The sequence below is a fragment of the Streptomyces violaceus genome, assembly GCF_036014075.1.
Lineage (GTDB): Bacteria > Actinomycetota > Actinomycetes > Streptomycetales > Streptomycetaceae > Streptomyces > Streptomyces violaceus.
This window is the reverse complement of the sequence record NZ_CP107911.1, coordinates 239,358-250,688: the sequence shown is the minus strand read 5'-3', so window position 1 is coordinate 250,688 and position 11,331 is coordinate 239,358. Positions and strand designations below refer to the sequence as shown.

Genomic DNA, 11,331 nt, shown 5'->3' with positions numbered 1-11,331 from the left:
CGTCCCGGCAGTCGCCCTAGAAGCTGTGGCGCCTGAGAAGCGGCCGGTGAACGCCTGACCTGCCACGACGACTGCCGCCCCGGACCAGCGTCGTGGCCGATCGGCGTCACAAACCCACCCGAAACAAGGCCTGATTGGGTTAAAGAACCAGGTTAAAAGTCGAGGTAAGGATTGCTAGGGTAGGCGTGCGAAGGGAGATCCGCATGGCCACCGAGGAAGAGCTGTTCGCGTCCGTCGACGCGCTGCTGGAAGAGGAGCCGCAGCTCCCGCCCCCGGTGGAACGCGCCCGGCTGCGTGAAGCCGCCGGTATCACCCAGGCCCGTCTCGCTCTCGCGTTGAAGACGTCGACGCAGACGGTGAAGAACTACGAGAACGGCAGGAGCGAGCCGAAGTCCCCGCGCCTGGAGGCATACCAGCGTCTGCTCAACGGCTGGGCGGCGAAGTACCCCGCGCACGGCACCCCCGCAACCACGCCCGCCCCGGTCGCGGCGCCGCAGCCGGAGGAGCCGGTCGCGGCGCTCACCGGGCCGCCCGCCCCAGAACCGGAGAGCGCCGCGCCGGTGGAGACGCCCGCCGTCCAGGCCGCCCCCCAGCGCCCCGCCCGTCCGGCCGAACGCCCGGCCACGTCGTCGCGGCGCCCGGCCGCGAAGAAGGCCGCGAAGCCCGCCGCCGACTCCGGCTTCCCGCACGGCCCGCTCGCCGTCCTGGACGGTGACGGCTCCGCATACGGCGTCGACGGGATCGTGCTGGACTGCCCCGCCTCCACCGTCCCGGAGTTGGTGGAGTGGACGCTGCGCGAGTCCGGGCTGGGCGCGTCCAGGCTGCACCGCAACGGCCGTGACGCCGACCCGCTGATCGTGCTCACCGAGGCCGCCGCAGTGAAGCTCGGACTGCCCGAGCGGCTGGAGGACCGCCGTGGCCTGCGGCTGGCCGAGGATCACCCTGTCGTCAAGCAGGTCATCAGGGCGAAGTGGAAGCTGACCAAACGCGGATTCGGCCCGTGGGCCCGCGTGTACCGCCCGGCCCAGGGCAATCAGCGGCAGTGCGTGCAGCTCGCGATCCTGCCGTGGGACGCCCTCGACGAGCGGTCCTGGCCCGGCGTGACGGACTTGGAGCCGGCCGACATCGCCCGCGTCCTGGGCGTCTACGCACAGCGGGTCCTCACCCCGCGCGGGTCGACTGCCGTCTCCGGCCTGGAGCTGATGACAGCGCTGCGCCCACCCACTCGCGCCGTGCAGGATCGTACGACCGGCCAGTGGAGTTCGGGCCACAACCCCGGCTCGCTCGGAACGGAACCGATCGACCCGGCCCCGCCGGAATGCGTCCCCGAACACCCCCTGGTCGTGCACCGCGGCTGGAAGGGCGGCTTCCTCGACGAAGAGGCATACCAGTGGGTGCGCGACGTCAATCTGCTCACCGGGGACGAGGTGTCCCTGCCCTGGGCACTCGGGCTCGACCTGAACACCGCCTTCCTCGCCTCCGCCGCCCGCCTGGTGGTCGGCCTGTCCGCCCCGGACCACTTCCATGCCCCGGTGTTCAACCCGAAGATTCCGGGCTCCTGGCTGGTGGACCTTTCGCACGTCGAGCTCGACCCGCGGCTGCCCAGCCCCTTCACGCCGTCCGGCACCCGTCCCACCGGCCCGGCCTGGTATCAGACCCACACCGTCGCCTACGCCCAGGAACTCGGCTACAACGTCCAGCCGCTGGAGGCGTACCTGCGGCGGGAGACGGGCGCCTACCTGGACCCGTGGCACGACCGGCTGCGGACCGCGTACGTCGACACCATGGCCGACCTCGGCGTCACCCGGGACCTGGACGACGACGCGTTCCTCGCGGCGATGGAGCGGCACAAGGACGCCGACCCGGCCCTGGCCGCAGTGCTCGCCGCCATCAAGGCCACAGTGAAGGGCGGAGTGGGCAAGCTCCGCGAGCGTCCCCAGGGCAAGGACTACCAGGAGGGCGATGCGTGGCCGGCCATGGAACGCCCGACCTGGCGCCCGGACATCCGTGCCGCGGTCATCTCCAAGGCCCGGGTCAACATGCACCGCAAGTTGCTCAACATGGCCAGGATGACGGGCTTGTACCCGCTCGCCGTGCTGTCCGACTGCGTCGTCTACCCCTCCCCGTCCCGCTCGCCGATCGACATCCTCCCTTACAGCACGTCCGGTAAACCCATCCCCGGCACCTTCCGCCTCGGGCCCACGCCGGGCCTGGCGAAGTTCGAAGGCGTCCAGGAGATGTCCTGGGCGGTCGACCTGATGGAAGCGGGCTACAACCCCGCCCGCCACATCAAGGGCGGCGACGCCGTCCTGGAAGAAGGGGAGTAACCGGTGAGGGAGATCGAGGACGCGATCGAACGTGCGGACCGGGAGTCCTTCACCCGAGAGCCACCCAAGACGCTGAAGGGTCAGATCGGCTATCTGATCCGGCAGTTGGGCAGCGCGAAGGCCGTCGCGCAGGAGATCGGTGTCACCGCCGACTCCGTGAACCGCTACCGGCGTGGCGCCCGCAAGCACGCCCGCGTCGACGTCGCCGCGAAGATCGACGAAGCGGTACGGGCCCGCTGGCAGCCCCAGGTACGCAGGCGCCGGCAACGGCAGGCCGCCGCCACGGGCGGGATCACGGTGGAGACGAGAGCCCGGTTCGGCTACACCGCGCCGATCGGCACAACCGACGACGGACGCTTCCGCCGCCTCACGGTGCACCTCCCACCGGAGTACGCCGGCCGACTGTTCGACGCGCGCGACGCCGGCGCCAGCGACCAGCAGATGCGGCAGATCATCGCTGACGGGTTCAAGGACGTGTACTTCCAGGACGGCGGTGCCCGCGCGATGGGACTGTCGGACGTCGCCATCAACGACATCGACTACCTGGATCTCGATTACTGAGAGCTGACCATTGCGGCTGGTAAAGCGAGTCGATCGCCGTTCGGCGTCGGTACCTGCGGACGTCTTGCAGAGCCGGCGCCTAGGATCGGCGGCATGGCGCTGCGACCTGTCAACGTGAACATGAAGGCCCTTGACGACTCGGCGGTCGGCCGGTTCTGGGCGGAGGCGCTCGGCTGGGGTGTCTCCAGCGAGGGGCCCGGCGTGACCAACGTTGAACCCGTCGGCGGCTTCGTTTGGCCGGACCCGGTCGCCGTCTGCGTCGACGTCGTCACCGTCCCGGAACCCAAGACAACGACAAAGAACCGCGCGCACCTCGATCTCGCCACCACCTCCGCGGCCCACCAGGCGGAGTTGATCGCGCGCCTCCAGGCTCTCGGTGCGACGCCCGCCGACGTGGGCCAGGGCGATGTGCCGTGGACGGTCCTCGCCGACCCGGAGGGCAACGAGTTCTGCGTGCTGGAGCCTCGGGAGATCTACCGGGACACCGGGCCGATCGCCGCAGTGGTGGTCGACTGCGTGGATCCGCGGGCCATGGCCCGGTTCTGGGGCGAGGCGACGGACTGGACCCTGCACGAGGTGACCGACGATCAGGCGGTGTTGCGCTCCGCCAAGGGCGTCGGCCCCTATCTCGAGTTCCTCCGCACACCTGGCGTGAAGACCGTGCCAGACCGCGTTCATATTGACCTGCTGCCGTACCCCGGTGACGACAAGGCAGCGGAGGTGGCCCGGCTGCGGGCCCTCGGCGCCACCGACCTCGACCTCGGCCAGGGCGACGTCCCGTGGACGTGCCTGGCCGACCCGGAGGGCCACGAGTTCTGCGTCCTCGGCCGTCCTGACACGGAGCCTGCGGCGTTTCGGTAGATTCGGGCGGCGAGACACCAGCGGCCACAAGGGCGGCGCGGCGCGATCTGAGGGTCGGGCGAGCCGCAGACCGTACGATGGAGCGGCCTTGGCGGCCGTGCCATGGGAAGAATTGGCTGGTGGAGGGGTCAGTGGTGTCGGGCGCGGTAGAAATCGCGCAGCAGTGCGATCTCGGCTCCGTGGTGCAGCAGTTCCTGGTTCACCCACCACACGATGTCGATGAACGGCTCGTCCGGGTCGCTGCCGTGCGGATAGGTGCAGTACCCCACGGTGTCGAGTGCCGCGTCGTCTACGCTCAGCAGCGCCTTCCGCCAGGCCGCGGCACCGGTGTCAAAGGCGGTGACTGCCCCTGTGGCGTCCCCGCTGACAGGAACGTCGTCGCGGGTCAGCGCATGGGAGCCGGCGGTGTGGTCGGCGCGCAAGGTCAGCATCTCGCTGAGGTGGCTCAGGCGCCATGCGATGGTGGTGAAGGGCGAGGGCCAGGGGTGCGGGTAGGAGGCAGCGTCGCGCCCCCAGTCGCCGGTACCGGCAAGGAGAGTCGCGCGAGGCCCCGGTCCGTTCATACGCCGCCGTACCGACCAGCAGCCGGGCACCGGCTCCCAGAGGTATTCCTCGTCGGTCATGCGGTCGACTTTGGCATCCGTCCCGTCGCCGCTGTCCATGACGGGCCCTGTCATGCGGTTGGTGAGGCGCTCGCGTGCGAAGTCGAACTGCTCCAGCAACGGTGACAGGCGGGACGGTGTCGTCATCGGATGCTCCTGTGTCGAACTGGCCCTGGGCGATCCGCCAGCCTGGCACAGCAAGCACCAAGCCGCGTCTCATTTTTCTGGGCGCTCCCGCTTGGAGGAGGGGGAAGGTCGAGCGCGGTCTCGGTCACGGTCGGCGCGTGGCGGGCCTGCAGCCGAATGGCGGTCGCATCGGACACGGTTCTGGAGGGCCGGTGCCCGTGCATCTCGGGCCATTCGGAGTCGAGTTGCACGCCGTACGGGGGGTGGCGAACCACACCCGGGTTCGCCCGGTCTGCGGCAGGGTGATGCGGTCGACCACGCCCTCGGTGCGCAGTCTGGCCAGCCTCCCCCTGGTCTGCTCGATAGGCGCCTCGGGGGCGATCACCCGGTGCATCTGCTCGGTGGTGGCTATCCGGTACTGCGTCAGTACGCTCGCAGGAGTTCCACGGCGCCCCCGAGGCGATGCGTCGTCTGGCTGCCCCGCGAGTCTTAGCCATCCGGCGCACCGTCGCGCGTGCCCGTCACCAGCCTCCCGGACGTCGTGGACCGCCTCTCGCACGGCTGCGACCTCGGAGCCTGACGGCGCTTCGGCGGACTGTGGAGGTCAGGCGGTGAGGTCTTTCCTGACGAGGGTGGTGAACGCGGTGGCTGACGCCTCCTGTTGCACGTCCACGCTGGGAGCCGCTCCGCTGACCGAGTTCAACATGCGAGACGCGCCCAGCGTGACTTACGGCCCTGGCCGGCAGGCGCGGGGCATCCGTGCGACCGAGGCGGACGGATGCCCCTCCAAGAAACCAGCCCTGCCGTCCCCGCGCACCTCGGGAAGTCACGCTTGGTGATGAGCCCAGCTCGCTGGCGGAAATCCCGATGCGGATCGGCGCACGGCCTTGCGACGCCGTTGTGGGCCGACGTGGCGTGTCGGCCGCAAGGCCCGCGCTGCTATGACGCGCCTCATGACTTGGTGCTCGCCAGCCACACCCGAGCGTTGCAGGGGGCGGATGGCCGTCAATTCAGCAGTGGTGCGACTGCGGCCCGCAGTTGCCCGATGTCCTGATAGTGCACGCCGGTCGCGCCGGCCGCCCGGGCCGCGGTGACATGGCCGACGGTGTCGTCGACGAACAGACAGCGCTCAAGTTCGGCTCCGACCTGCTGGGCGGCTATGTCGAAGACGCGTCGGTCGGGCTTGGCCGCCCCGATCCGGGCCGTGTTGATCACTGCGTCGAACGCCTCGTCCAGCCGATCGCGGCGAGATATGCCTCCAGCCGCGTGGTCGCGTTCGAGACCAAGACCACCGGCACCCTCGTCGGAGCGCGGCGAGCAGCTCCACAACGTCCGTGTCGACTCGGCCGGTGAGTCCGCTCCATGCCTCCACGAGCCCCCGGGCCCGCTCAGGTGATCCGCAGGCCGGGGCCAGGACCTGGGCCACCTGGCCCCGCCACTGTTCGTCGCTCAGACCCTCGGCAAGGCCCCAGGCCCGGTCCAGCGAGCTCAGCCCGTCGGGATCCCACAGGTGCACGACTCCGTCGAAATCGCACAGCACCGCGTCGAACGGCAGCATGTCCATGACCGGCGACCGTGCCATCCGCCAGAGCAACCGCCAACGCTGTTCAGAGGGTGCACTATGACACTCGGCGTCAGCGTGCACCGCTCCCCGGATCGGCCACTCACACACGACATTTGAGTCCGAGGCCGATGGGGCGAGAGGGCCCCCACCGCGCCGACAGCCTCCCTTACGCGCCACCGGGAGACTGCATCAGCTCAGGACAGCGACGTGGACAAAAATAGGGCACCAACGCCCCATAAAGAGGCGGCACTTGCCAGTACCGGGACGATACTCGCTACGGTGCGGTCATGGTCAGCAGTATGCGCGAGTCGGGAGCCCGCGGTCGTACGCGACGGGCCATCCTCGGTGCTGCGGCGTCCGTGTTGTCCCGTCGGCGTGATGCCACGCTGGCGGACATCGCGGCGGCGGCGGACGTCGGGCGCAGCACCCTCCAGCGATACTTCCCGGACCGGGAAATGCTTCTCTCGGCGGTCGTCGAGGACTCCCTCCATCGGCTCGACGAGTCGTTGAAGGAGGCCCGCATCGGTCAGGGCCCGCCACTGCAGGGGCTGCGTCGGCTGGTGGTGGCGATGCTCGATGTCGGCGATCACGTGTTGTTCCTGTACGGCGACCCGCGGATCACCCAGGCCGTCGCCGCGCGGGGCGGTCCCGATCCGGCGGCCGGGGAGATCGGGCTGCTGATCGGGCGCGGCCAGGCCGAGGGGCTCCTGGATACGGAGGTGAGCGTCGAGTGGATCGAGCATGTGCTCTGGGCCCACGTGTGCGCGGGCTGCATGGCGGTCAGCGGGGGGACTCTGCCGCGCCATGGTGCGTCCGCATGGGTCATCCGCACGTTGGAGAACGGTATCGGGGCCCGCGCCACCTGACGGACGTGACGTGACGAGACGAGACGAAGGATGATCCATGACGATCCTGGTGACGGGGGCGGCCGGCCATGTCGGGCGGAACATCGTGCGGCAACTCGTGGAGACGGGGCATGACGTGCGGGCCCTTACCCGCAGGTCGCGCAGCGGGGCGTTCCCGCAGAGAGTCCAGGTGCACGAGGGCGATCTCACCCGCCCACAGACGCTGACGGGCGCGCTGGAGGGCGTCGACGCGCTCTTCCTCTTCCCGGTGGCGGCCACGGCCGAGGAGGTGGTCGGCCTGGCGAAGGCGGCAGGCGTGCAGCGCATCGTGGTGCTCTCCTCCGGTGCGGTCACCAGCGGCTTCGACACCGACTTCCACCTGCCGGTGGAGCAGGCGGTCGAGGCGTCGGGGCTGGAGTGGACGCATGTGCGCCCCGGTGAGTTCGCCATGAACAAGCTGGCCCTGTGGGGGCCGCCCATCCGTGCGGAGCGTGTGGTGCGCGACCCGTTCCCGGACGCCGCGTGGTTCCCGGTGCATGAGCGGGACATCGCCGAAGTGGCCCTCCTCGCCCTGACCGAGATGGGGCACGCGGGGCAGGCGTACACCCTCAACGGGCCCGAACTCCTCACGCACCGGCGCCAGGTGGCGCTGATCGCCGAGGCGATGGGGGAGGAGATCCGCTTCGAGTCGGTGACCCCGCAGGAGGCCCGCGAGATCTATGTCGCGCAGGGCGGCTTCGCGGCGCAGAACGCCGGCTTCCTCCTCGGGTTCGAGGACTATGGAGGTGATGAGCCGGACCCGTCACAGGCCGAGGCGTTCGATCCCCCGTCTTTCGGTCCCGTGCCGACGGCGGAAGCCGTCACCGGACGACCCGCCCGCACCTTCGCACAGTGGGCCCGGGACCACGCACAGGCCTTCCGCTCCTGACGGGCTTTCGGAGCCTTCACCGGAGTCGTCAGCGCAGCGGGACGAGTGGCGCGAGTCCAACTGACAGGTGTGAAGCCAAGGTTGGCGCTGGGCGGGCCTCACCAACGGCTTCCGGTCGTGACATCGTGAGGCATGTACGCTCGGTCTTGATCAGTCGTCTCGTGACTTGGAGGAAGCACCCATGACGAAGGGCCCGTTCGTCGCCATGACCGCCGCCACCGCGGCGCTGGGGACTGCGCTTGGTTCCCTCGCGCTTCAGCTGCGCGCGGACGGCTACGAGCAGTACGTCGAATCGGTAGCCACCTTCAGCGTCCTGATGTACATCACCGCAGCCCTGGTTGTGGTGGCATGGGTCCGGGACGGTCGGCCGCACGCGAACTGAGTTCTCGCGGGCAAGCGCCAGGCTGATCCCCTGGCGCTCTCGCAGCTCGTTGGCCCTGTAGCGCGTGAGACCGCAGAGCAGGACGGGGGCGACGTGGCCGGTCGCAGGGTTGCCGGGAGACCCGAGGCGACAAGGCCGGCGTTCGAGCGCCCCCGTGGCCGCGCACCACACAGGAGGCCCGTGCGCCCTGCTGTCAGAAGTTGATGGTCTGGCCTGCGCTGGTCAGTTTGCGGTGCATCTGTGGACGGGCGGGGGCCGCGTGTGGCGTCCCGCGGCTGCTCTGGGAGCGGGGAGCGACGCACCCTGCGGCGCCTCCTCCGTCTGGTGCGCGCAGAACGTCCTGGTCCCCGGGCATCGACGGCGTAGCGAATCGATCCTCCGGTGAATCTGTTCGTCCGGGCGGGTGACGGCAGGCCCGTTCCGCCCACAGGGGCAGGCGGTGGCCTGTAGTTCAGGTTTCCGGAGTTTCTTCCTGTGCTCCACAGTCCTGGAAGGTGTTCGTGATGGGCCGAGGCTTGATCGTGGTGGATGTGCAGAACGACTTCTGCGAAGGAGGCAGCATTCCTGTCGCGGGAGGCGCGCGGATCGCCTCGGCGATCGCGGAACTGGTTGAGCGGAGTGTGGGGCGTGACTACCAGTACGTGGTGGCTACCCGGGATCATCACATCGATCCGGGGAGTCATTTCTCCGAGACCCCGGACTTCCGGGACAGCTTCCCCGTCCACTGCGTGGCGGGAGACGAAGGCGGTGAGTTCCATCCTCATTTCGCTCCTGTCGTCACGGACGGCAAGGTGCACGCCGTTTTCTTCAAGGGCGCGCACAGTGCTTCCAAGAGCGGCTTCGAAGGCGCGGACGCGGAGGGGACCTCTCTGGCGGAGTGGCTGCGCGTCCGTGAGGTCGAGGACGTCGATGTGGTGGGCATCGCCACCGACCACTGTGTCCGCGCGACCGCGCTGGATGCCGTCAAGGCGGGCTTCCGTGCCCGCGTGCTCCTGGACTACTCGGTCGGGGTCGCCCCGCACACAACGGCTGCCGCGTTGGACGACTTCCGCCAGGCCGGCGTTGCCGTGTCCGGCGAGGTGCCGGTACCGGAATAGTCCTGGCGCCCCATTGGTGGACGAGGGGGGGAGCGGCGGCTTGCCGCGATGAGGGTGGCGGTCCTCGCCGAAGGGACTCTGCCGCGGGTCGGCGCTCAGGACGTGGCGCTGACGGCCCAGTGGGTGCATCCAACGAGTCCTTCGGCGCCTGGACCAAGACCTTCACGGACCCCCGCCTCTGTGTGGCCGTCGTCGACCGCATGACCTTCAACGGCACCATCATCGAGACCGGCACTGACCCCCGCCGCCTCGCCAGCACCCGGCCGGCGAAGGCCGGCTGAGCTCAGGGCGACCAGACATACGGTGTCGTGGTGGTGACCGCGAGCAGGCCAAGGCGGGTGAGGATCGGGGCACTGTCGGCTGAGGCGTCGACGTAGACGTAAGGGACGTCGCGGGCAGCAGCGAGTTGCGCTCGGTGGGCGACCATGGCCCGGTAGATGCCCTGTCCGCGCCACTCCTTGAGCGTTGAGCCGCCCCAGAGGCCGCCGAAGTCGACGCCGTCCTTGAACACCAGCCACGCGGCGCAGACGACTTCGGTGCGTGCCTCGGCGACGAGGACGATGGTGTTCCCTGAAGCGTTCTCGATCCGGGCGGCCAGGTCGTCGGCGAGCCAACTCCAATCCTCGCCCCAGACGGTGCTCTCCAGAGCAGCGATGCGCCGGAGGTCTGATCTGGCGGTGACACGGCGGAGGGTCACACCATCGGGCAGGACGGGGTCGGCGGCAAGGTCTGCGGACTGCCCGATGAGCACGGTCTCGCTGTCCTCGGCGACGAAGCCGGCCGCCGTGAGTCGGTCAGTGAGGTCGGCGGGGAGATCATGGGCGCGAGTCTTACACTCGACCGCCTCACCACGGGCAGTGCAGAAGTCACGCTGCCGCGCTGTCAGTGACAGTTGTCGATCACCCAGCTGAGGAGACGCCTCATGCCACTCCCCGTGACGTCTCACCGCACGCGTCTGACCGCTCACAGTGCCGTGTCGACATCGCTGGGCCTGTGCAGTGACCGCGGGCTGCTGGATCTCTTGGACGGGGCCACGCCGCTGGGCTCCGGCATCGGAGGAACATCGGCGCTGCTGGACATCGCCGAAACCCCCGTCTTCGTGAAGCAGATACCCCTCACCGAGCTTGAGCTTCAGCCGGAGTACGCCCGGTCCACGGCGAACATGTTCCGGCTGCCCGTCTTCTGCCACTACGGGCTCGGCGGACCGGGATTTGGGGCCTGGCGCGAGTTGGCCGTGCAGACCATGACGACGAACTGGGTGCTCGCCGGCGCGTACGAGGGCTTCCCGCTGATGTACCACTGGCGGGTGCTGCCGAGCCCCCCACAGCCGCTTCCCGAGGAACTGGCCGATGTGGAACGCACTGTCGCCTACTGGGGTGGCGGGCCTGAGGTGCGCCGACGTATCGAGGCCCTGCGGAACTCATCGGCCAGAGTCGTGCTCTTCCTCGAGTACATCCCACGGAACCTGCACGACTGGCTGGGCGTGCAGGTCGCGGCCGGCGGCGAGGCGGCCGAGCAGGCCTGTGCCATGGTGGAGAGGGAGCTGGCCGCCGGTACCTCCTTCATGAACGCACGTGGACTGCTGCACTTCGACGCCCACTTCGAGAACATCCTCACCGATGGTCGTCACCTCTTCTTCGCGGACTACGGCCTGGCCATCTCCTCGTACTTCGAGCTCGCCCAGGACGAATCTGACTTCTTCGACCGGCATCGCAGCTACGACGCCTGCTACACCGTCACGTATCTGGTGCGCTGGCTGGCCACCGCCTTGTACGGGTACGACGCTGAAGGCCGTAGCGCCTTCGTCCGCGCGTGTGCCAACGGCGAGATCCCCACAGACCTGCCGGCGCACATCGCCTCGATCTTCTCCCGCCACGCACCGATCGCCGCAGTGACGGGGGACTTCCATCGCGAGCTCCAGCAGGAGAGCCGTACGACCCCATACCCGCTGGAAGCAATCCGCCGGATTGCGCACCTGGACGGCGCGTCCATCGCCTGAGAATCGGGACCCACTGAATCAGGTTCTGAACATGCTCAC

Annotated in this window: 10 protein-coding genes and 2 pseudogenes; 9 read left to right on the top strand and 3 right to left on the bottom strand. The window is 69.2% G+C overall.

Annotation, left to right across the window (positions count from 1 at the left end):
• Positions 1-203 precede the first annotated feature (203 nt).
• From tap to OG542_RS01150, 3 genes are all read left to right on the top strand, one after another.
• Positions 204-2,327: a telomere-associated protein Tap gene (gene tap / locus OG542_RS01160; protein ID WP_328407371.1), complete on the top strand. Its 2,124-nt coding sequence runs from the start codon at positions 204-206 to the stop codon at positions 2,325-2,327.
• A gap of 3 nt (positions 2,328-2,330) precedes the next feature.
• Positions 2,331-2,888 carry a telomere-protecting terminal protein Tpg gene (gene tpg / locus OG542_RS01155; RefSeq protein WP_328407369.1) on the top strand — a complete coding sequence of 186 codons (558 nt, stop codon included), beginning with the start codon at positions 2,331-2,333 and terminating at the stop codon, positions 2,886-2,888.
• A gap of 93 nt (positions 2,889-2,981) precedes the next feature.
• Positions 2,982-3,749 carry a VOC family protein gene (locus OG542_RS01150; RefSeq protein WP_328407367.1) on the top strand — a complete coding sequence of 256 codons (768 nt, stop codon included), beginning with the start codon at positions 2,982-2,984 and terminating at the stop codon, positions 3,747-3,749.
• Between the two features lie 128 nt (positions 3,750-3,877).
• Here OG542_RS01150 and OG542_RS01145 read toward each other — a convergent pair whose 3' ends face one another.
• Together OG542_RS01145 and OG542_RS01135 are read right to left on the bottom strand one after the other, a co-directional pair.
• Entirely contained in the window at positions 3,878-4,498 is a 621-nt protein-coding gene (locus OG542_RS01145; protein WP_328407365.1) for a DinB family protein, read from the bottom strand.
• A gap of 984 nt (positions 4,499-5,482) precedes the next feature.
• Entirely contained in the window at positions 5,483-5,692 is a 210-nt protein-coding gene (locus OG542_RS01135; RefSeq protein ID WP_328407361.1) for an HAD-IA family hydrolase, read from the bottom strand.
• 636 nt (positions 5,693-6,328) lie between these two features.
• Here OG542_RS01135 and OG542_RS01130 point away from each other — a divergent pair.
• The 5 genes and pseudogenes from OG542_RS01130 to OG542_RS01110 all read left to right on the top strand — a co-directional run.
• The gene (locus OG542_RS01130) at positions 6,329-6,907 is read left to right on the top strand and encodes a TetR/AcrR family transcriptional regulator (protein WP_328407359.1); all 579 of its coding nucleotides are present in this window, start codon (positions 6,329-6,331) and stop codon (positions 6,905-6,907) included.
• Between the two features lie 37 nt (positions 6,908-6,944).
• Positions 6,945-7,814, top strand: a complete 870-nt coding sequence (locus OG542_RS01125) for an SDR family oxidoreductase (RefSeq protein WP_328407357.1) — start codon at positions 6,945-6,947, stop codon at positions 7,812-7,814.
• A gap of 181 nt (positions 7,815-7,995) precedes the next feature.
• A complete protein-coding gene (locus OG542_RS01120) occupies positions 7,996-8,196 on the top strand; it encodes an SCO3870 family protein (RefSeq protein WP_328407354.1) in 201 nt (66 codons plus the stop codon).
• Between the two features lie 503 nt (positions 8,197-8,699).
• Positions 8,700-9,293, top strand: coding sequence for an isochorismatase family protein (locus OG542_RS01115; RefSeq protein ID WP_328417701.1), 594 nt, complete (start codon positions 8,700-8,702; stop codon positions 9,291-9,293).
• Between the two features lie 125 nt (positions 9,294-9,418).
• Positions 9,419-9,574, top strand: a pseudogene (locus OG542_RS01110) (ATP-binding protein); the annotation flags it as partial.
• A 2-nt stretch (positions 9,575-9,576) separates the two neighbouring features.
• On the opposite strand, the pseudogene OG542_RS01105 reads toward OG542_RS01110, so the two are convergent.
• Positions 9,577-10,182 (bottom strand): annotated as a pseudogene (locus tag OG542_RS01105) (GNAT family N-acetyltransferase); the annotation flags it as partial.
• Positions 10,183-10,215: 33 nt separating this feature from the next.
• On the opposite strand from OG542_RS01105, the gene OG542_RS01100 reads away from it, so the two are divergent.
• Entirely contained in the window at positions 10,216-11,292 is a 1,077-nt protein-coding gene (locus OG542_RS01100; RefSeq protein ID WP_328407352.1) for a protein kinase family protein, read from the top strand.
• Positions 11,293-11,331 lie beyond the last annotated feature (39 nt).

What these genes read in the sequence shown, in the direction of transcription:
- OG542_RS01115 (WP_328417701.1), top strand. Translation starts at nt 8,700, where the DNA reads ATGGGCCGAGGCTTGATCGTGGTGGATGTGCAGAACGACTTCTGCGAA.
- OG542_RS01145 (WP_328407365.1), bottom strand. Translation starts at nt 4,498, where the DNA reads ATGACGACACCGTCCCGCCTGTCACCGTTGCTGGAGCAGTTCGACTTC.
- OG542_RS01125 (WP_328407357.1), top strand. Translation starts at nt 6,945, where the DNA reads ATGACGATCCTGGTGACGGGGGCGGCCGGCCATGTCGGGCGGAACATC.
- OG542_RS01130 (WP_328407359.1), top strand. Translation starts at nt 6,329, where the DNA reads ATGGTCAGCAGTATGCGCGAGTCGGGAGCCCGCGGTCGTACGCGACGG.
- OG542_RS01100 (WP_328407352.1), top strand. Translation starts at nt 10,216, where the DNA reads ATGCCACTCCCCGTGACGTCTCACCGCACGCGTCTGACCGCTCACAGT.
- OG542_RS01120 (WP_328407354.1), top strand. Translation starts at nt 7,996, where the DNA reads ATGACGAAGGGCCCGTTCGTCGCCATGACCGCCGCCACCGCGGCGCTG.
- tap (WP_328407371.1), top strand. Translation starts at nt 204, where the DNA reads ATGGCCACCGAGGAAGAGCTGTTCGCGTCCGTCGACGCGCTGCTGGAA.
- OG542_RS01150 (WP_328407367.1), top strand. Translation starts at nt 2,982, where the DNA reads ATGGCGCTGCGACCTGTCAACGTGAACATGAAGGCCCTTGACGACTCG.